Raw genomic sequence first — 21,498 nt, 5'->3', positions numbered from 1 at the left:
AATCTACCCTCTGCACGCAAGGCGGGCGTAACGCTTTATTTCACTTCAATAAATTCAGTACAAGCTAGCTCAATACAAGCTATTTTAATCACGATAACGATTGAGACTTCATAAAGAAAAAAGTATTAACTTCGGATCTAAGTTTAATGTAAAAGCAGGCCGGACGCTGAGCCGAGGAAACGTTAGTCAGAATTTAAATAAGATGAAAAAAGCACTGATAATTTTATTAATTGGAATTTCTAATATATCATTTTCTCAAACGATAACAGAAATTGACTCTGTAGCAAGTTTAGTATGTGATTATTTAAATGAATTAGTAACTAAAAATGACACCATAAAAATGCATTTTTTAATTGAATATCAAATTAATCCATATTTAAACAAAATAGAACAATCTCAAAGTCAAGAAATAGAAAAACGAATTTATTATAGACTACAAAGAAATTGCGTAGAGTTTCGAATTTTATTAGACAGATTAGACCCTCCAAAAGACGAGCTAATAAGAATTACAAAAAAACCAAAACCTAAAATTTCCAAAAAACAACTGGAGGAATTTAAAAGCCAAAAAGAGTTCTATTATCTTGAGTGGTCAGGAGACACAACCAATGTTATAATGGAAGGCGGTAGATGGACAGACTTTTTTTCTGACGAAACTACTTCTAAGCTAACATATAATTGGGTTAACAAAGCAGAATTTGAATTAATATTCATAGAAAGCAACAATGAAATAAGATATAACTTTAGTTTAAAAGGAGATAAATATATTTATCAGATTTTATCTAAAGAGGATGGATATTATTATATGACAGTAAATATTCCCGGTCAAAATACTTTTGAGAAATTTAAATTGTACTACAAGTAAAAAAATATACCTAAACAGGTTTATCCAAAGTGCCAGAAGTGCTTCACTTCAGTAAACTCAGTACAAGCTAGCTCAATACAAGCTGTTTTAATCCCGATAGCTATCGGGATTTCGTAAGGAAAAAATTATTAACTTCGTGTCTAAGATTAATGTAAAGAGCCGGCCGGACGCCGAGCGCCAAAAACGTTAACGATAATCATATGAAGACATTAACGAGTATATTTTTCATTCTAGCATCGTTGCTTACTTTTGGACAACGTGGAACAGATTGGATACCTTTTAAAATAAGTTTAGTTGACAACAAAGACACTTTAAATAACAACTTTGACTTTTATTTGATAAGCGGAAACAAAGAATTTAGACCAACAATAAATGATAGTTTAAATTGCTTTCAATTTCATAATGTTGACAGTTTGGTTGACTTCAATTTGATTTACAAAGACAGAAATTTTAAATTTAAAAATATTGAGGCGGTAAGACTTATGTATTATGACAAATGGACTGTAACTCTTGACACGAATGCGAATAACACTTGTTACGAAATAATTGCAGATCGTGCTGGATGTTTTTTAAATGTATATTTAGGACCTTATCCTATTCCAGAATGTGACAATAAACATCTCATTTGGTTAACTTCATTTCAACCAAGACAAGAAGGTGCTATTAGTATCAGAGAGACAAAAAAATTGAAAAAATTGAAACGTGACAGAAAATAAACAACATACAGCTATTCACGGTGTGTCAAATGCCTACTAAAACATTCAAAACAAACTCCTATGAAAAAATTATTCCTTTATTTTTTGATTTTTCTTCCTGTAATCGGATTTAATCAAGTGGTGAATCATTTTGAAAATACAAATTCACAATGGTTTGTAGCAAGAAATTTCATAAATGCTAATCAAGAAAATCCTTCACATTTAGGGGTGAAAACATGGATTCATAGTACTATTGGAGATACAATTATCGATAATTCGAATTGGTTGAAATTATACTCTAGTCAAGATTCTCTTTTTCAGAATAATATTCTATCAAGCGGATTTCTTAGAAGTGAAGGTTCAAAGGTTTATTATAAAAGCGATGCCACATCCCAAAGTCATTTAATTTATGATTTTTCCTTAGATGTAGGTGATAGTACTTTATATACCATAAGTGTCGCATTTGATACCATTCCTTCATGGATATATGTGAATCAGATAGACACCATTGACATTAATGGTGAACCATACCGAAGATTCCATTTCACAGAACCAGACATACCCTATCAACCTTTTAACATTATTAAAGAAGTATGGATTGAGGGAATAGGTAGTGTTCATGGGCCGCTTTCTCCGATGTATCCAATGCCTTTAGGCTTAGAGTGGGGTCAACGTATTGATTTAACTTGTTCTTTTTCCAACGAAACACACTACTATCATTTTGCTAGCTATTATACTGAATGCTTTGTCTATGATGTACTTGATGTTAAAAACCTTCAAAAGGAACTTGTAAAAATATATCCAAATCCAGCAAAAGATTTTCTTACTATATCCAACATGCAAAATGATGATATGGATGTAGAAATAACAAACAATTTGGGTCAAACCATTTTGAATACGAAAATTAACAGCAATCAATATAAAGTGGATATTCGCAACTTAAAAAATGGGGTTTACTTTTTGAAATTGAAGCAAGGAGATACTATTCAGATAAGTAAAATAATCAAAGAATAGTACTTGCCATAGGAGTTCGTTCGTTCGCTAGCTAGGTTAATCGCTTTATTTCACTTCAATAAATTCAGTACAAGCTAGCACAATATAAACTGCTTTAATTCAGATAGCTATCGAGATTTCATAAAGGAAAAAGTCTTATCTTCGTGTCTAAGTTTAATGATGAAAATCATGAGCCGGATGCAAAACCTCATACCGATACCAGTACTACTATAAACAAAATAAACTGTTGCAATTATTTCATTCAAAATAAAAAAACTGTTCAAAAATCTAATTGAAAGCAAATGAAAGTGTACCTTATAAAAACTAATACAATGAAAAATATCATAAGCATAGTAGCCTTTGTGCTATTTTTCAGTAATACTTATGCTCAAACAAATGTGAACATTACTGTTGATGCAAGTGCTACCACAACAGTAATACCACCCATCTGGAGAGATCATTATGAATGTCACATGATGGATGGCTATGGTGGAAATCCATCCATCTCTGAACCACACACTCTTTATACTACCGACCCAGCATTTAATTCAGTTATGGCAGAATTAAAGCCACGGTTTATCAGGATTTCCATAGGGAGGATGGATAACCCACCGGATACGAGTTACTACTCAAAGAAAACAAATATCCTACGCAATTTAAGATATGAATTTTATAAAGGAGGTAATAGCATGGCAGATGCCAACAACTTAGCTAATTACGACTTCTCCTATATTGATTCAGCAATTGCAAAAATTAAATCTATTGGTGCAGAGCCATTCATTACAATGGACTATATGCCTTTTACCCTTAGTCGTGATACTACTCCAGAATACCAGGCTGCAATGGGTTTGATATATAATTTGGCCTATGACAATTCCATTCGTAATTCGCCACCTCAAAATAATGCTGTTTATGGTAGAGTGATGTACCATTTTATTAAACATTGTTACCAAACCTATGGTGCAAAATACTTTGAACATTGGAATGAACCAGACCAGCAATGGACCAATCCGATAATGGTAAAGTTTTTTTGGAAGGGAGACGAACATGAACTTTATAATGCGTACGCCGCCATTGCTGATGAAGTTTCAGCTGATATAAGTCTGGCAAATAATATTAAACTTGGCGGATGTAGTTTTGCATTTTATTCACTGTTAAACACGATACCCACATCTTTTTTGAATTCCGTTAAAATCAACAATAAAAAATTTGACTTTTTGTCTTTTCATCCCTATTCTGATACTCAATTTGGAGCTGGTTATGACACTACAAAAATGAAATTAGCGATTCAATGGAGAGACACTTATGTGCCCACTGCCGAGCTAATAAATGCTGAATGGGGAAGAATAGATCCGAATTCAACGGTTTGGGGAGATTTAGATTATGGATTAAATAAATTCAGACATATTATTGATATGCTTAATAGAGGCGTTGTCATGTCACATGACGTTTGCCTATTCGATGCAGCCTCATCAAATAATAATTTTGATCAGTTGGGGTTGTTCAGGGTTGGATCCATAGTACCCAAGCCATCAGCGTATGTTTTTTATAATTTAAACAAAATGAACAATGCTCTTAACAGACTTCCTCTCACTATCAATAGCGGGATGTTTGCATTGGCAGGAAAGTCTAATGCCAATGATAAAATTGTTATAATATTTCCAGCAGAAATGCCAGAAAGCGGGATGAATACCTTAAATTTAACTGTAAATAATTTACCGTGGAACAGCGCAGAATATTATATCTATCGCTATGAATTGACAGAGCAATCATACATTGATGGCATAAAATATAACCTTACTTACAGCAATTCCGGAACTGGTAATAATGTTTCTAACTCTTTTTCCTATTCAGCTGTAAGCAATAGCGGAAGGCTTGTTGTTTGGGAAATCTCAGCTAATCCTATATTGAATATCGAAATACCACAAAAGGAAATTGTAAAAATCTATCCAAACCCAGCAAAAGATTTTCTTACTATATCCAACTTGAAAAATGATGATTTGGATGTAGAAATAACAAACAATTTGGGTCAAACCATTTTGAATACGAAAATTAACAGCAATCAATATAAAGTGGATATTCGCAACTTAAAAAAAGGTGTTTACTTTTTGAAATTGAAGCAAGGAGATACTATTCAGATAAGTAAAATAATCAAAGAATAGCGTATCCCCTAACTCAAAAATCCGAGTCAATTACCTTCCTGACTCATAAAATTTTCATAAATCTTTTACTTTTTTTATTCGAGGTGTTTTCCCTATTCATCAGTCTATTGTCGGTTTTAATCGGTTACAAACGACTAATATTCGACAGTAATTATTTAATAACCAGATACGGTTTTTAAGTTGCCCCACCTTTGCATCGTCGCTGATTCAAAAACAGCATTAGGACAAAATTTACAAACTATTATTAATTAAAATTTACAGACATGTTAACGTTAAAAAATTCAGTTAATTTAATCGGACGCTTAGGACAAGATCCTACAATCACCACTTTTGGGGAAAACAGAAAACTTGCACGTTTCAGTGTGGCCACAAGTGATTCTTATAAAGACAAAAAGGGCGAATGGGTGGACACTACCACATGGCATAGCATAGTTGCCTGGGGAAAAACAGCAGAACTGTGTGAGAAGTTATTAAAAAAAGGAAAAGAAATTGCTTTAGAAGGAAAATTAGTGAATGACACCTACGAAACGAAGGAAGGTGAAAAGCGCTATAAAACTGAGATTTCAATTCGTGAATTTATGCTTTTAAACAAAGAAAATCAGGATCAATTAAAAGATTCTAAAAAGTAAAACTACATAGCGGATAAGCTCTGCAAAGTTTATCCGCTCTTTTTTATCACTAAATCAAATAAACATGAGAGTACAACAAATGAATCACGTAAATTTAATCGGACAAATGTGTTCAGATCCAACCATCATACATTTTGAAGATGGAAGAAGAATGGCTAAATTTTCAATGTCGACTAAAGAAACCTATCTGGATAAGGATGGTTCAACAAAAAACAATACCAATTGGCATCAAATAACCGCTTGGGGGAGATGGGTACCTGTCTTAGAAGAGCTTGGCTCGAAAGGATTATCGCTCGCTATTGAGGGAAGATTGAAATCTCATTTTTACAAAATGAATGGCAGAAACAAATCCTTTACAGAGATAGAAGTTAACGACATGGTCATACTCTAAAATCAACTTATAAAATAAATGTTCAACTATTAAAATCACAAGTCATGAAAAATCAAGTTCAATTAATCGGAAATGTTGGTATAGATCCAGAAATCACCAATTTTGAAAGCGGAAAAAAGAAAGTACGTTTCACATTAGCAACCAATGAAAAATATACGGATAAGGAAGGGCAAGAACACACCAAAACCTTTTGGCATCATCTACATGCTTGGGGTCCAACTGCCAGCTACATCGCAAAATCCAGTAAGAAAGGAACGCAAATCGCTATTACCGGAAAGATAGTTACGCACAATTATCAATCAAAAGAAGGTAAACAACGTGCATTTACCTCTATCGAAGTAAAAAATGCAGTTGCATTGAGTTAATCTCTCGCTATTCGACCAAACACCACACCACCAAATCACGATATGTAATAGCTTTAGGTGTTTGATAGATTACAGGTACATGAATCATGTACCTGTTTTTTTATAATGACTCTAGAATTTCAATAAATTTATCTTTAATCGAGCGAGATATTGGAATTTCAGAACCATCTTTCATAACCACAATTCCTCCATCCCTGCGGTCATATCTATCCAGATGATTCAGATTAATAATATATGAGCGATGACAACGAATAAAATTACTTTGAACTAATATATCTTCATAATCCTTTAATAATCGCGAAGTCAAAATTTTCTTCCCATCCATCAAATAGAAAAAAGTATAATTACGATCGGATTGACAATAGACAATATCCTTTATGTCAATAACATAAACAGATGTCTTGGTACGAATAACAAGTTTCTTATTTTCATTTTTAATATTATTCAATAAGGTGTTATAATGTTCACTTGTATCCATCTTAAACTCTATAACCTCCAATGCATTCGTTATTCCATGTAGCAATTCTTTTTCTTCTATAGGTTTGAGTATATAATCTAATGCAGAGAATTTAATAGCTCGTATAGCGTATTCCTCATGGGCTGTGATGAAAATCACTTCAAAATTACGTTCTTTTATTTTCTTTAATAAGTCAAAACCAGACCCATCTGGCATTTGAATATCAAGCAAAACAATATGTGGTTGTTCTTCCTTAATCAAAAGCAATCCACTTTCAATACTCCCCGCTTCTCCAACCACTTCAATAGGTGCATCAGAGTTTTTAAGCATGTTTGCTATCAATTTACGAGTGGCTAATTCATCATCGATAATTACTACTTTATATGTCATATAGCTATTATATATTTGTTATGTAATGAGTTGTAATTGTAACAACAGTACCGGTTTCTTTTTCTTTATTCAAATCATCGAAGGTAAGATAACCATTTCTCTTATATTTCTTATTAAGAAGAGATATTCGATTATTGGTTAAATCAATTGCCATACTCGTATGATCTTGTTTTTTCAATGTTTTAGCAGCATTTTTTCTACCAATCCCATTATCAGAGATAATAATGGTTAAATAATGATCTATAATTGCATATTGCAAATAAATTTTTCCATGTTCAACCTTTCCTAATTCTGCATGCTCAATCGCATTCTCAATAAATGGTTGGACAATCATAGGGGGAACCATAATACCAAAGTCCTCGATTTTATTTTCAATTATAAACTCAAAACGATCTCCAAAACGCAATTTCTGAAGTTCCAAATAATGCTGATTTATTTCTAGTTCCTTATCTAGAGGAATAAATTCTTTGGCACTATTCTCTAACACTAGACGCATCAATTTAGAAAATTCCATTAAAAATCGGAGTGCAGTTGAATTGTCTTGATTATAAATATGGCTCTGAATAACAGATATTGTATTGAAAATAAAATGTGGATTCATTTGAGTCCGAAGTAATGCCTGTTGCAATTCCAATTCTTTATGGCGCAAAATTAATTTTTGTTTATTATTCTTAAATCGTATAACAAGAATAATACCTATAGAGAATAATACAATAGAGATAAGAAGAGTGACAATAAATCTATTTCTTAATTGCTCAGATTCTAATTGATTCTTTATAAATATTTTTTGATTTGCTTCTTCCTTTATTACTCTTTCTTGCTCTGCAATTTTATGTTCCTTCTGCTCAGATTGAAATAATTCACTTAACTCAGTAATCTTCTTATTTATCTCTACCTCTCCAATACTATCATTATAATGAATATATTGTTCATAATATTGACTTGCCATTTTATAATTACCTCTGCTATAATTAATTTGAGCTGCAAGTAGTAGGGCTTTCTTTAAGGAAATAAAAAGAGATAATTCTTTCCACATTTCAATAGCCTTACCCACATTTTTTTCTGCTTCATTAAATTCCCTTCTTACATGATTCAACTTAGCCATCTCGTAATACAATTCCGCTTTTTCGGTCGAGAGATCTGTTTTATTAAAAAATTGCTCGCTTAAGATATAATTATGCTGAGCTAAGGTATAATCCTTGTCAATATAATAGGTCTTACCCATATTTCTATAAACAATTGCTAAACCAGAAAAGTCATTAATTGTATAAAACTTTAATAAGGATTTTTGGTAATAATCAATTGCCTGTGTATATTTCTTTTGTTGACTATATAGTTTTCCAATACAATTATACAATTCACCCATAAGGTAATTCTGTTTTGTTTTCGTACTTAATACCTCTGCCTTAAAGAAGGATTCTTCTGCTCGCTTGTAATTTCCCATTGCAAAATGGATATTCCCAACGGTTATCCAATGGTTAATTAGATTTCCAGTTAAATTATTTTGTTCGGAATATTTAATAGCCAGCTGCTGTAATTCTAATGCTTTATCATAATATTCTAAGCTAAGATGAAAACGAGTTGAAACATCTAATAAAGAGGAGGTCAGAGTCTTTACTCGACTTAATTTTGCAAAAGATAGTGCTTTTGCAAAATACTCTTTAACTGCAGATTCTGATTTTCCTTCAACACAAGTTGATACAGCCCATAAAATAGACTTTTTCGTATTTGTAGTATATTTTAAACTATCCTTTAAGATATTATTATACTCTGATATGCTAACTTTCTCAGTTCTATAATAACATTTTAAAAGACCCATCATTAACTTCTGATCTGAAGCATTTAATTTAAAAAGATTGGTTTTGGGCTTTTCTAGGGAACCTTCTAAAAGTCGATTTGCTAAGTAAATAATTAATAAATTAAATTCAGCATCATCTGAAAAGGATGAAATAAATTGGTTCCGTTGATAAATCAAAGAATCAAATTGAGAACTATTCACTTGAGATAAAGAACTTACCCAATCTATAAAAACAGTTTCTTTATCATGCTGATTTTTAGCTTCCTGTATCTTTTGCACCAGTAATTCTTGTCCAAAAATAAATGAACAAGAGAATAAAAATAGAAGTAACCAAAGTTTCTGCATATCGATGCTATTCAGATACAAAATAAAGAAATATTTATTTGTTTTATAAACATATTATTTTTTTAACCAAAAGTATAGCACTCATTTCTAATTCTACCCTAAAAATATTTCTATTTATGATATAAAAAATGTATCTTCGCACCCTAAAATAACAACAAAAAAAATGAGAAAATTTGCCGATAGACATATTGGTCCTTCTGATATAGAAAAATCAGCGATGTTGGCCAAAATTGGAGTAAAATCTGTGGATGAATTAATCAATTTAACCGTTCCCGAAAATATCCGATTAAAACATGAATTAAATATCTCAGAAGCATTTTCTGAGAATCAATATTTGAACCATATTTCATCGTTGGCTGCAAAAAATCAAGTGTTTAAATCATATATCGGTTTAGGATATAATGAAACAATTGTACCTCCTGTAATTTTGAGAAATATTTTAGAAAATCCAGGATGGTACACAGCATATACTCCATATCAGGCTGAAATTTCTCAAGGACGATTGGAGGCATTGTTAAATTTCCAAACCATGGTATTGGATTTAACAGGTATGCAACTTGCCAACGCTTCTTTATTGGATGAGTCAACAGCTGCTGCTGAAGCAATGATTATGTTTTACAATGCACGTGAAAGAAACGATGTAAAAGAAGGAAAAAATAAGTTCTTTGTTTCTGACTTCTGCTTTCCACAAACTATTGATGTAATCAAAGGTAGAGCAAAACATTTAGATATTGAGATTGTTACAGGTGATCCTATGACATACCAAGCCGACACTAAGGTTTTTGGTGCGATTATTCAATATCCTGATGCGCTTGGTCGCGTTAGAGATATACGTGGAGCAGTTAAGAAATTTAAAGATAGTAATATAAAGGTAGCTGTGGCAGCTGATATTATGTCATTAGTATTGTTAGAAGGACCAGGAAAATTTGGAGTTGATGCGGTAGTAGGCTCAACACAACGTTTTGGTGTTCCAATGGGATTTGGTGGGCCACACGCAGCGTATTTTGCAACTAACGAAGAGTACAAACGTCATATCCCGGGAAGAATTATTGGAGTTTCCAAAGATGCAGATGGAGATATTGCATTTCGTATGGCTCTTCAAACTCGTGAACAACATATCAAAAGAGATAAAGCAACTTCCAATATTTGTACTGCACAAGCATTATTAGCTGTTATGGCAGGTATGTACACAGTATATCACGGGCCGCAGGGAATGAAGGAAATTGCACAAACCATCCACAATGGTGCAGCAAGTATTCATAAAGCTATTGAAAATGCAGGATATACTGTACTTCATAAAGAATATTTTGATACTCTCTGGATTCAAACTCCAGTTGGTGTAAGTACAACCAAAGTGAGAGAAATTGCTGAAGCAAATCACATCAACTTCCGTTATATCAACGATACTGAATTTACGTTGAGTGTGGGAGAAGGAACAGAGAATAGCGATATTCAAGATGTAGTTGGGGTATTAGCACATGCTGCTGGAGCAACTGCTACTGTAGAAATGATAGAAGGCAAAATATCTACAGAATTAGCAAGAACTTCACCTATTTTAACACACGAAGTTTTTAATAAATTTCATTCTGAGACATTGATGATGCGCTATATCAAGTTATTGGAAAATAGAGATTTATCTCTAGTTCATTCAATGATTCCTTTAGGCTCTTGTACAATGAAATTAAATGCTGTTTCTGAGTTGATGCCTATCACTATGCCTGCATTTGCAAACTTGCATCCATTTGCGCCAGAATCTCAAACAATCGGTATGCGTGAAGCAATAAACACACTAGCATCTGACTTATGCGAAATAACCGGTTTTCATGCTATGTCTATGCAACCAAACTCCGGTGCTAACGGAGAATATGCTGGTTTGATGGTGATTAAGGCTTTTCATGAAGCGAATGGAGAAACACATAGAAACATTTGTTTGATCCCTTCTTCTGCTCATGGAACCAATCCTGCTTCTGCTGTTATGGCTGGGTTTACTGTAGTGGTAACAAAATGTGATGAGGATGGAAGCATCAATATTGAAGATTTAAGACAAAATGCTGAAAAACACAAAGATAACTTGGGTGCAGTAATGATTACTTATCCATCTACTTACGGAATTTTTGAGCCTGGAATCAAAGAAATGATTCAGATTATTCACGACAACGGTGGACAAGTATATATGGATGGTGCAAATATGAATGCTCAGGTTGGATTAACAAATCCGGGAACTATTGGTGCCGATGTTTGTCACTTGAATCTACATAAAACATTCGCTATCCCTCACGGAGGTGGTGGACCTGGAATGGGACCTATTGGAGTAGCTAAACACTTAGCTCCTTTCTTACCAGGAAACCCTATGGTGCCTTCTGCTGGAGGTGAAAAAGCAATTTATCCCGTTGCAGGATCACCTTACGGTAGTGCTTTAATCTTATTAATTTCCTATGGTTATATCAAAATGTTAGGAGCTAAAGGTTTAAAAGATTCTACTGAAGCTGCAATCTTAGGTGCGAATTACCTAAAAGCTAGATTGAAAGATTACTATCATGTATTATTCTCAGGCGTGAACGGTACAGTTGCCCACGAAATGATTGCAGACTGTCGCGGATTTAAACAAACTGCTGGAATCGAAGTAGAAGATATTGCAAAACGTTTAATGGACTATAATTTCCATGCGCCAACCGTATCTTTCCCAGTTGCTGGAACCTTAATGATTGAGCCAACTGAATCTGAAAGTAAAGATGAATTAGATAGATTCTGTGATGCATTAATTAATATCCGTAAAGAAATCAAAGCGATTGAGGAAGGAAAAGCAGATAGAGAAAATAATGTATTAAAAAATGCTCCTCATACAGCTGAGTGTATGATTTATCGTGAATGGAATTATCCATATTCTCCAAAAGAAGCAGCGTTCCCATTAGATTATTTGGTAAAAAATAAATACTGGGTTTCTGTTAGAAGAGTAGATAATGCATATGGAGACAGAAACTTAATTTGTTCTTGCCCTTCAGTATCTGAATATGATACAGAGGCACAGAAAGAATTAGTGTAATAGATTATTCAAAATAAATGTTTAAAAATGAGGTGTAAAATACCTCATTTTTTTATGTTTATAATCTTCCAGCAACAGTAACAACCTTCCGAATAGTCTGTAATTTTGCCGCATTCAAATCGAATATTTCAAAAAGTATAATATACGGTCCAATGACTGCTTTACGCCCATCATCTTTTAATCCATCCCACTGAATAGTGCCTTCTGCTCCTAGTAGATGGTTTTCCATTAAAACTCTCACTTTTCTTCCTTTATCATCATATATTACCATGTTACCCGTCAAATCAGGTGAATCAACTTCATAGGTAATAAGTAAAACATCCTCAAATCCATCTTCATCTGGAGAAAATGTCTGAGAAGAAAGAGTTAAAACACCATTTCCTGTTGTTTGCGTAAACTGAGAGTTTTTTCTACCTGGGGTTGCAAATCCAATTGTTTCAGATGCACTATGCCAATTAGCTGAAGAATTAGATGGAAGCTCCGCAGATAATCGCTCTAAACTAACACCTTTCTTATCTTGCAATAAAGCAAAATGCCATTTTTCTTGATAGGAAACTTTGTCTAAAACGGTATCATTATAGATGAGGTAAACTGTTGAAGAGTCGTTATTGTAACTAGGTAAATCAATTTTTACAAATTTCCCGGGAACAGCTACTGGATAATTCATAATTTGAAAATTAGAATCTTTTGTGAAAACCGCATAATCGTGTGGATTAAGAAGGTAGTTATACCCCACTTGCTTTACATTGGCTATTCCCCCGTCTTTATAATTAGCTAACATAAAATCTTTTAGATTTATATATTTTGTAGACGTGTTGTAGACCTCAATAAAATCAGAACCTCCCGTGAGAGGATTAAATAATATCTCATTAATAAGTATATCTCCTTTTTCAGGTTTTTGTGGAATAACAAAAGTTCCTGTATAATCTCCGCTATTTCCAGAACAATCAGAAAAATTTTGAATAGAGAAATTATAAACTACTCCATCCACAAGTGTTTCATTGAAAATTATAGTTATCTCTGTAGGGTAATTCCCATTTAAAATAATGGAATCTATACTGAGTTGACTAGTTGAAGAAAAAGTAATATTTTCTAAACTATTTCTATCCATTCCTTCAGAGAATGTAATCGTTAAGAGATTTGGTGATTCTGCAAAAGAATTTAAAACGGTAGGCATTTGTGTATCTGGTGTATTATTATAAATACTGTTTTGAGCACCCGGTGTTCCACCCATATAATAATAACTAGCGGCCCAATTATCAGAAGTCGAACAAGGTAATTCAGGATTTATGCGCTCTATACTCCATCCACCACTCTTTTTTAAATCATTCTTATACCAAGCATCTGTATAAGTTAACTCATCTAATATTAAACTGTCAGAACGCATCAAATGGATTTCATCTCCAGTAATATTTAATTGCGCCCAAGAAGTTACTTCCGTTGCATTCGGGTAATCTGCTTTTCCTCCAGTTGGAACTAAGACAAGGTACTCACCAGGATATAACCACCCGTTTTGAATTTTTCCATAAGAGCTGTTGTCTTTTAGTAACCAAGTATTCACATTCAAGTACTTATTACTTCGATTGTATAACTCCACATATTGTATCTCCGGCAATCCAAAAGACGGGGATGGTTTCACCATGAATTCATTGATAATCACATCTCCAAAATCAGGGATTTGAGGAAGCACAAAAGTCCCTGTATCCGAATTGGCATTTCCACTACAATCATAGAAATTTTCAAGCGTATATTCGTATAGAATCCCATCGTTAATTACTTCGTTGAAGAGAATAGAAAAAGATGTTGGATACGCTCCTGAAATAACTCTCGTATTAATTGTTAAAGAAGGATTTGAAGCAAATACTGCATTAACCAGACTCAATGAATCTACTCGTTCTGAAAAAGTAAATGTCAATGTACTTGGAAGGGTAACTTCTCTATTGATAACAGTAGGTTTTTGCGTATCTGGAGTATTGTTATAAATGCTATTTTGTATTCCCGGTGTTCCGCCATTTGGGTCGTCACTTGCACGCCAATTATCTGCTGTTGAACATGGTGTTTCTGGATTAATTCGTTCAATAGACCAACCTCCATTTTTCTTAATTTCATCTTGATACCAAGCATTAGTATATGTTAATTCATCTACAACAACTCCTAAATCACTTGTTAAATGGATTTCATCTCCAGCAATATTTAATTGAGCCCAATTCGTAACATTGGTTGCTGTGGGATAACTTGTTAAACCGCTTGTTGGAACTAAAATCAAATATTCTCCGGGTGACAACCATACGTTTTGGATAGTTCCTGATGAATTATTGTCACTAAGTTTCCAACCGTTCAAGTTGAAATATTTATTGCTTCGGTTGTATAATTCTACAAATTGCACATCAGGTAATCCAATTGTAGGTGTTGGTTTTGGCATGAATTCATTAATTACAATATCACCAAAAACTGGAGTTTGAGCCTCGAAATAAGTAAAAGTTGTATTCTGACTAGTCATCGCATTTCCTGCAAGATCTTCCACATTTTCTGCTGTTAGCGTATAGGGTGTGCCAATGGTAAAGTTGCTAGCAAATGTGAGTGTAAATTTTTGTGGATTTCCACCATCTTGTATAACTGATGTTGGGTTACCTATCCCTGAAGAAACAGAATAGTTCGTTATTAATTCTCCCGTAACTTGATCAATAGGCTCGTTAAATATAACTTCCAAAGTATTATTTGATGTAGCCGCAGCTGATAAGATGTTGGGTGGGATATTGTCAACTATAATTGGACCTGCATAAAAATCATCGTAATAAAACTTGGTGATGTTACCTAAAGTGTAAGTTAAGTCCATTCCAAGATATAGCCCTAAAATGGACGCTGAATAATTAGCAGATACATCTAACAAGAAATTTGTTCCTCCAGTGAGATCTGTATAGAGTTCCCAATCACCATTGTTTCTATAAATGATTTTAACATTTATATCAAATGCATTGGCTACAATTCCTGAGGTGCTAGAAAGAATAAGTGTTTCAACTCCTCCATTTCTTTCGAATAACTGTATGGGATCATTTGTTCCTGTTTCTCCAATATGAATAAAAATACCATCTGGATTTGTACTTAAATCAGCATTTACAGCTGTTAGATATGTTTCACCTTTATTTTGGTTAGATGGTGGGAAGGCATATTTTATTTTAAATCTCCATTCCATGTCTTCCAACTGGGTGAGATTATGTGGTGTAACAAGATAGCTTTGACCTGCTCCACTTGCATTTAACTGTAACTCATGGTTTGTATTTACAATAAAATCTGTTGTGTTACCAGTCCAAGTTGGATTATTTGTAAAATCTCCATCATCAAAGGAATCATTCATTTGAGACCAAAGCGAAAAAGATAGGGAGAATGTTAAAATTATAAAAAGGAACTGTTTCATCTAACAAGTTTATCAGTGTGTTTTTGTTTAAATCACAACAAATATAAATAAAGTGAGGCAGTACGCATAAAAGAAAGTTAAGTTTTATTGCAAATAGAGATTGAACACTTTACTTTTGAGCTTATGGCAAAACGTTTTAAACATCATCATCCATACCCACCTTATATCCCAGATGGTGCAACCAAACTCATTGTAGGCACTTTGCCACCTCCTCGATTTAGTCAGGGTTTATTAAAAGAGGGAGACGTTGATTTTTGTTATGGAAGCGTAGATGGTCAATTATGGAAGATTTTGGCAGGTGTTTTTGATATTGAATTGGAGGTAAATGATATTGAGAAAGCTAAAATTCAACGTGAGAGATTGCTTATTCAACATAAGATAGGGATTTGTGATATGGTAGAATACTGTTACCGTGAAAAAATAGACGCCTCCGATTTAGGAATTCAGGATCCTGTTTTTCGCCCTATCATTTCTATTTTACAAGAACATAAAAGTGTTGATACACTTTTGTTTACTGGAGGTAACTCTAAAAATGGTCCAGAATATTTTTTTCGCAAACATCTCAAAGAATACCCCGAAATAGCATTAAAATCTATTCAAGAACAAGTTCCTCGAATTTATGAATTCAAACTTGATAATCGAACCATACAAACCGTATCCCTCACCGCACCCTCAGGTTCTGCTAATAGAGCTATTGGTAGCATGCAGGCTTATAAGGAGATAAAAGATAAAAACCCACAGTTTACCACTATTGATTTTCGAATCATGCAATATAAGCCCTATTTTTTATGATAGAATATTCATTTTGAGGAACCTTAGTATAAAATTTTTCTTTATTTTCGAAATTGATTTAAAATCCATGAAACGAATACTACTTCTATTTTTTGTTATTCTTTCTTGTTCTTTGTTTGGACAGACTAAGATCGATTCACTACTTACTGAACTTAAACGATGGGATAAAAAAGTAGGAATTGAGGCAGATAGTAATTTGTATAATATCTATTTTAACCTTGGAAAAGAATACATTTCTATAGAACCAGATACAGCTATTTATTACCTACAGAAGAGTATTTTTTTCGCTAAAAATTTAAAAGATGCGCTTAAAGAAGGGGAAAGTTTAAATCGACAAGGTTGGTGTTACTACATCAAAAGTGATAACACTAAATCCCTCGTATACTATCAGAAATCTTTGAGTATTGCAGAAAAACATCAACAGTCAACCCAGCTTAAAAATCGTGCAAAATTATTGAAATCAACCAATTTAGGTAATATGGGCATTCTACATTATATGCAAGGTAATTACACGGAAGCTTTAGATTATTATCATAAAGCATTACAACTTGCTGAAGAGATTGGGAATAAACGTAATCAAGCAGCAAATTATGGGAATATTGGTTTAATCTATAAAACACAAGGAGATTTTTCAGGTGCCTTAGAGTATTATTTTAGAGCTTTAAAAATTTATGAAGAAATTCAAGATAAAAAAGGTCAATCTAATAATTTAGCAAATATAGGATCTATTTATTTTAGACAGGATGATTATATGAAGGCAAAAGAATATTACCTAAAAGCGCAAAAGATTAATGAAGAGACTGGAAATAAAGATAATCAAGCTACTAATCTTGGAAATATTGGCCTAATTTATCACAATCAACAAGATTATTCAAATGCATTAATATTCTATATGAAAGCACAAAACTTATTTATAGAATTAGGGAATAGGAGAGATTTAGCAACTAATTTTTTAAATATTGGAGATGTCTATAATGCACAAAATGATTATTCTAAAGCATTAGAATATTATTTTAAAGCTTTATATATAAATGAAGAGATTGAGAGTAAAAGAAGTATAGCTTTTAGTCTAGGTAGAATTGGATTAGTTTATTTAAAACAACATAAACATGTGGAAGCAAATAAGTATTTAAGTCAGGCAATCCATTTAGGTGAAGAGTTAGGTATCATCAATGATCTTAAAGATCTTTATCTTAATCAATCCGAATTATATAGACAGACAAATAATTATGAAGAAGCTTTAAAATTCTATAAAAAACATATCACACTACGTGATAGTCTAAATCGTGCAGAAAATCAAAAAGCCTCTATTGAGAAAGAAATGCAATACGAGTTTGATAAAAAAGAAGTCCTTCAACAAGCAGAGCAAGATAAAAAGGATGCAATTGCTTCAGAAATATCAAAAAAACAAGTGTTCCAGAGAAATAGTGTTATTGTTGGATTTATATTGATGCTAGGACTTGCTATAGTTGCATTAAGAAGCTATCGAAATAAAAGAAAGGATAATCAAATTATATCACGACAGAAAGAAGAAGTAGAAAATCAAAAAGATCTCGTAGAAGAAAAAAATCGAGAAATTATTGATAGTATCACCTATGCACGACGTATTCAATCTGCCATTCTACCTCCTGAAGAATTAGTAAGAAAACATCTCCCTGATTCATTTATTCTCTACAAACCCAAAGACATTGTAGCTGGAGATTTTTACTGGATGGAGCAGAAAGGAGACATCCTCCTATTTGCTGCTGCTGATTGTACGGGACACGGAGTGCCGGGAGCAATGGTAAGTGTAGTATGTAATCATGCCTTAAATAGAAGTGTTCGAGAATTCAATCTCACGAATCCAGGAGAAATTTTAGATAGAACCAGAGAACTTGTAATTGAGGAATTTGAAAAGAGTGAGGAAGGGGTAAAAGACGGAATGGATATTTCTCTTTGTGGAATTAACCTAAAAACGAATACGTTGACCTGGTCAGGAGCTAATAATCCACTTTGGATAGTTCGTAAAGACTCTCCTGACGTAAATGAGCTAAAAGCAAACAAACAACCAATTGGAAAATATGTAGCTCCAGAACCATTTGATACACATACTATCCAACTAGAGACTGGGGACTCAATTTATATCTTTACCGATGGCTACCAAGACCAATTTGGAGGAGAAAAAGGAAAGAAATTCAAGGCAAAGAACATGCGAGAATTAATTCTCTCTCTTCAAAACCAGCCAATGGATAATCAGCGTGAAGCCATTGATACAGCTTTTGAAGAATGGAAACAAAACCATGAGCAGGTGGATGATGTGTGTGTGATTGGGGTGAGGATTTAGTTGAAAGTTATCTCTCATTCCATTCGAGATTTTAAAATCTGAAAGCTTTCATACCGATAACTATCAGTATTCCACTTTCCACTTTCAATTCTTTCCCTATATTTGTACCATAAAATCTAACTCTCTAATGTAAATTAATGAAAAAACACATTTTATTTTTTATTTTTCTTTTTGGGCTATCCCCTTTATTTTCACAAGATCAGGCGGATTCTTTATTCAAAGAACTAAATAAATGGCAAAAAAAATCTGGAGTTGCTGCAGATACTAACTTGTATAATATCTATTATCAATTAGGAATAACTTTTCAATATTCCAATCCTGACACAGCCATTTACTATTTTGATAAAAGCATTGTATATGCAAAAAAGCAAAAAGATGAACTAAAAGAAGCAAAAAGTATTCAAGACCAAGGTTGGTGCCTTTTTCTAAAAGGAGATTACCCCAAAGCAATCCAATATTACAATCAAGTTCTAACTATTATAGACAAAGTAGATGATAAGTCTATTAAAGAAGATAAAGTTAAAAGGATACGAGCAGGAACTATTGGAAATCTCGGAGTTGTTTACGATTATCAAGGGGATTACTCTAAAGCTTTAGATAATTATTTTAAAGGTATAGCTCTTTATGAAGAAGTTGGAAATATACGAGGTCAAGCTGCTATTAGTATAAATCTCGGAATTGTTTATGACAGACTAGGCGAATACTCCAAAGCTTTAAGCTATTATTTTAAAGCTTTAAAAATCAATGAAGAGATTGGAAATAAGAATAGTCAAGCTAGTAATCTTATGAATATCGGAATTACTTATAAAAATCAGGGAGATTTTCCAAAAGCTTTAGACTTTTATTTTAAAGCTTTAAAAATAGGTGAAGAAATAGGAGATAAATGGAATCAAGCTTCTAATTATGGAAATATCGGTGGTGTTTATGTAGATCAAGGGGATTACTCTAAAGCTTTAGACTATTTCTTTAAAGCCTTAAAAATCAATGAAGAGATTGGAAATAAAAATAATCAAGCCATAAATCTTGGGAATATTGGAAGAGTTTATTTTGATCAAGAAGATTACTCTAAATCCTTGGATTATCATTTCAAAGCTTTAAAAATTAATGAAGAGATTGGATCCAAATACGGCCAAGCCCTTGATTTAATGAGTATAGGAAGTGTTTATTACCATCAAAAATATTTTTCTCAAGCATTTGACTATTTCGTCAAAGCTTTAGAAATTAATGAAGAGATTGGAGACAAACAAGGACAAGCTAGTGCTCTTTCAAATATTGGAAATTTTTATTTCGTACAAGATGATTACACCAAATCCTTAGACTATTATTTTAAAGGCTTAAAAATTTTTGAAGAAATTGGAGATAAACAATATCAAGCTGTTAATCTTGGATATATTGGAAAAGTCTATATCAAACAAAAAAAGTATAAAGAAGCAGATCAGTATATTCAACAAGCAATAGAAATAGGAGAAGAATTAGGGATAATTAATTCTTTAAAGGATCTTTATGATTCTCAATCAGAACTATATTTTAATACTGGCAATTATAAAGGAGCATTGGAGTCATATCAAAAACACATTATGTATCGTGATAGCGTATTTAGTGAAGAGAATCAAAAAGCAGCAGTACAAAAAGAAATGCAATTTGAGTTTGATAAGAAAGAAGCCCTTCAACAAGCAGAACAAGAAAAAAAGGATGCTATAGCTAAAGAAGAACTGGCTAAGCAAAGATTGCAGCGTAATGGCTTTATTGGAGGATTTATATTAATGCTTGCACTAACAGGAGTTGTATACCGTAACTACCGCAATAAGAAAAAAGCAAACGAGATCATTAGTCAACAAAAAAAGGAAGTTGAACAACAAAAGGACAAAGTAGAAAAAGCCCACGATGAGTTAGCTGAAAAAAACAGAGAAATACTAGATTCTATCACCTACGCAAAACGTATCCAGTCCGCCATTCTCCCTCCAACAAAACTTGTAAAAGAATACTTGCCTACATCCTTTATTCTCTACAAACCCAAAGACATTGTAGCAGGAGACTTTTACTGGATGGAGCAGAAAGGAGATTTACTTCTATTTGCCGCAGCAGATTGTACAGGTCATGGAGTTCCGGGAGCAATGGTAAGTGTGGTGTGTAATCATGCGCTAAACCGAAGTGTACGAGAGTACAACCTTTCAGAACCTGGAAAGATTTTAGATAAAACTAGAGAACTTGTAATCGAAGAATTTGAAAAGAGTGAGGAAGGCGTAAAAGACGGAATGGATATTTCTCTTTGTGGACTTAATCTAAAAACGAATACCTTAACTTGGTCAGGAGCTAATAACCCACTTTGGGTAATTAAAAAGGGAGATACTGAAGTAGAAGAAATAAAAGCAAATAAACAACCAATTGGAAAATATGTAGCCCCAGAGCCATTTGATACACATACCATCCAACTTGAAAAAGGAGATTCTCTTTACATCTTTACCGATGGCTACCAAGACCAATTCGGAGGAGAAAAAGGGAAAAAATTCAAGGCAAAGAACATGCGAGAATTAGTTCTTTCTATTCAAAATCAACCCATGGATCATCAGCGAGAGGCTATTGATACAGCTTTTGAAGAATGGAAACAAAACCATGAGCAGGTGGATGATGTGTGTGTGATTGGAGTGAGGGTTTAGTTGGAAGTTGAATACCGATAGCTATCGGTATGAAAGTTAAAAGTAAGGTACTTTCAACTTTAAGCTTCGAACGCAGTGAGAAGCAACTTTCCAACTTTCAATCTCAAACGCAGCGAGAAACAACTTTCCACTTTCCACTTTCCACTTTTTTCCTATATTTATACCCTTAAAACTTACGATT

14 protein-coding genes are annotated in these 21,498 nt (G+C 33.2%); 11 read left to right on the top strand and 3 right to left on the bottom strand.

Translation table 11 applies throughout. From position 1 onward, the window contains the following. Window positions 1-100 precede the first annotated feature (100 nt). The 7 genes from M9897_01150 to ssb (M9897_01120) all read left to right on the top strand — a co-directional run bounded on the left by M9897_01150 (window position 101) and on the right by ssb (M9897_01120) (window position 6,097). Window positions 101-862, top strand: coding sequence for a hypothetical protein (locus tag M9897_01150; protein ID MCO5267487.1), 762 nt, complete (start codon window positions 101-103; stop codon window positions 860-862). A 200-nt stretch (window positions 863-1,062) separates the two neighbouring features. Continuing rightward, window positions 1,063-1,578, top strand: coding sequence for a hypothetical protein (locus M9897_01145; protein MCO5267486.1), 516 nt, complete (start codon window positions 1,063-1,065; stop codon window positions 1,576-1,578). A gap of 60 nt (window positions 1,579-1,638) precedes the next feature. Next, window positions 1,639-2,571 carry a T9SS type A sorting domain-containing protein gene (locus M9897_01140; protein MCO5267485.1) on the top strand — a complete coding sequence of 311 codons (933 nt, stop codon included), beginning with the start codon at window positions 1,639-1,641 and terminating at the stop codon, window positions 2,569-2,571. Window positions 2,572-2,882: 311 nt separating this feature from the next. Next, window positions 2,883-4,712: a T9SS type A sorting domain-containing protein gene (locus M9897_01135; GenBank protein MCO5267484.1), complete on the top strand. Its 1,830-nt coding sequence runs from the start codon at window positions 2,883-2,885 to the stop codon at window positions 4,710-4,712. Between the two features lie 263 nt (window positions 4,713-4,975). After that, window positions 4,976-5,341, top strand: a complete 366-nt coding sequence (ssb, locus tag M9897_01130; GenBank protein MCO5267483.1) for a single-stranded DNA-binding protein — start codon at window positions 4,976-4,978, stop codon at window positions 5,339-5,341. Window positions 5,342-5,405: 64 nt separating this feature from the next. Then, complete coding sequence (gene ssb / locus M9897_01125; protein MCO5267482.1) at window positions 5,406-5,732, top strand: single-stranded DNA-binding protein; 327 nt, start codon at window positions 5,406-5,408, stop codon at window positions 5,730-5,732. A gap of 44 nt (window positions 5,733-5,776) precedes the next feature. Further along, window positions 5,777-6,097: a single-stranded DNA-binding protein gene (ssb, locus tag M9897_01120; GenBank protein MCO5267481.1), complete on the top strand. Its 321-nt coding sequence runs from the start codon at window positions 5,777-5,779 to the stop codon at window positions 6,095-6,097. A gap of 100 nt (window positions 6,098-6,197) precedes the next feature. Here the strand turns inward: ssb (M9897_01120) and M9897_01115 are convergent, their stop codons facing one another. Beyond that, on the bottom strand, window positions 6,198-6,944 hold the full coding sequence (locus tag M9897_01115; protein ID MCO5267480.1) for a LytTR family DNA-binding domain-containing protein: 747 nt from the start codon (window positions 6,942-6,944) through the stop codon (window positions 6,198-6,200). A 7-nt stretch (window positions 6,945-6,951) separates the two neighbouring features. Beyond that, the gene (locus M9897_01110; GenBank protein ID MCO5267479.1) at window positions 6,952-9,087 is read right to left on the bottom strand and encodes a histidine kinase; all 2,136 of its coding nucleotides are present in this window, start codon (window positions 9,085-9,087) and stop codon (window positions 6,952-6,954) included. A gap of 163 nt (window positions 9,088-9,250) precedes the next feature. Here M9897_01110 and gcvP point away from each other — a divergent pair, with 163 nt between their 5' ends. Beyond that, window positions 9,251-12,130, top strand: a complete 2,880-nt coding sequence (gene gcvP, locus M9897_01105) for an aminomethyl-transferring glycine dehydrogenase (GenBank protein ID MCO5267478.1) — start codon at window positions 9,251-9,253, stop codon at window positions 12,128-12,130. Between the two features lie 58 nt (window positions 12,131-12,188). On the opposite strand, the gene M9897_01100 is transcribed toward gcvP, so the two are convergent. Next, a complete protein-coding gene (locus M9897_01100) occupies window positions 12,189-15,545 on the bottom strand; it encodes a lamin tail domain-containing protein (GenBank protein MCO5267477.1) in 3,357 nt (1,118 codons plus the stop codon). 123 nt (window positions 15,546-15,668) lie between these two features. Here M9897_01100 and M9897_01095 point away from each other — a divergent pair, with 123 nt between their 5' ends. The 3 genes from M9897_01095 to M9897_01085 all read left to right on the top strand — a co-directional run bounded on the left by M9897_01095 (window position 15,669) and on the right by M9897_01085 (window position 21,317). Further along, the gene (locus M9897_01095) at window positions 15,669-16,337 is read left to right on the top strand and encodes a uracil-DNA glycosylase family protein (protein ID MCO5267476.1); all 669 of its coding nucleotides are present in this window, start codon (window positions 15,669-15,671) and stop codon (window positions 16,335-16,337) included. A 67-nt stretch (window positions 16,338-16,404) separates the two neighbouring features. Next, window positions 16,405-18,660 (top strand): tetratricopeptide repeat protein, encoded by a 2,256-nt coding sequence (locus tag M9897_01090; protein ID MCO5267475.1) that lies wholly within the window; start codon window positions 16,405-16,407, stop codon window positions 18,658-18,660. Window positions 18,661-18,797: 137 nt separating this feature from the next. Then, on the top strand, window positions 18,798-21,317 hold the full coding sequence (locus M9897_01085) for a tetratricopeptide repeat protein (protein ID MCO5267474.1): 2,520 nt from the start codon (window positions 18,798-18,800) through the stop codon (window positions 21,315-21,317). The last annotated feature ends 181 nt before the right edge of the window (window positions 21,318-21,498 follow it).

This window comes from Brumimicrobium sp. (assembly GCA_023957385.1).
In the GTDB taxonomy this organism is placed as follows: Bacteria; Bacteroidota; Bacteroidia; order Flavobacteriales_D; family Crocinitomicaceae; genus Brumimicrobium.
Note: the sequence above shows the minus strand (reverse complement) of the source record. Positions and strands in the feature narration are given on the sequence as shown.

Excerpts from the sequence above, each read along its gene's own strand:
- M9897_01145 (MCO5267486.1), top strand. The coding sequence starts at position 1,063 with ATGAAGACATTAACGAGTATATTTTTCATTCTAGCATCGTTGCTTACT.
- M9897_01140 (MCO5267485.1), top strand. The coding sequence starts at position 1,639 with ATGAAAAAATTATTCCTTTATTTTTTGATTTTTCTTCCTGTAATCGGA.
- M9897_01135 (MCO5267484.1), top strand. The coding sequence starts at position 2,883 with ATGAAAAATATCATAAGCATAGTAGCCTTTGTGCTATTTTTCAGTAAT.
- ssb (MCO5267483.1), top strand. The coding sequence starts at position 4,976 with ATGTTAACGTTAAAAAATTCAGTTAATTTAATCGGACGCTTAGGACAA.
- ssb (MCO5267482.1), top strand. The coding sequence starts at position 5,406 with ATGAGAGTACAACAAATGAATCACGTAAATTTAATCGGACAAATGTGT.
- ssb (MCO5267481.1), top strand. The coding sequence starts at position 5,777 with ATGAAAAATCAAGTTCAATTAATCGGAAATGTTGGTATAGATCCAGAA.
- M9897_01115 (MCO5267480.1), bottom strand. The coding sequence starts at position 6,944 with ATGACATATAAAGTAGTAATTATCGATGATGAATTAGCCACTCGTAAA.
- M9897_01110 (MCO5267479.1), bottom strand. The coding sequence starts at position 9,087 with ATGCAGAAACTTTGGTTACTTCTATTTTTATTCTCTTGTTCATTTATT.
- gcvP (MCO5267478.1), top strand. The coding sequence starts at position 9,251 with ATGAGAAAATTTGCCGATAGACATATTGGTCCTTCTGATATAGAAAAA.
- M9897_01100 (MCO5267477.1), bottom strand. The coding sequence starts at position 15,545 with ATGAAACAGTTCCTTTTTATAATTTTAACATTCTCCCTATCTTTTTCG.
- M9897_01095 (MCO5267476.1), top strand. The coding sequence starts at position 15,669 with ATGGCAAAACGTTTTAAACATCATCATCCATACCCACCTTATATCCCA.
- M9897_01090 (MCO5267475.1), top strand. The coding sequence starts at position 16,405 with ATGAAACGAATACTACTTCTATTTTTTGTTATTCTTTCTTGTTCTTTG.
- M9897_01085 (MCO5267474.1), top strand. The coding sequence starts at position 18,798 with ATGAAAAAACACATTTTATTTTTTATTTTTCTTTTTGGGCTATCCCCT.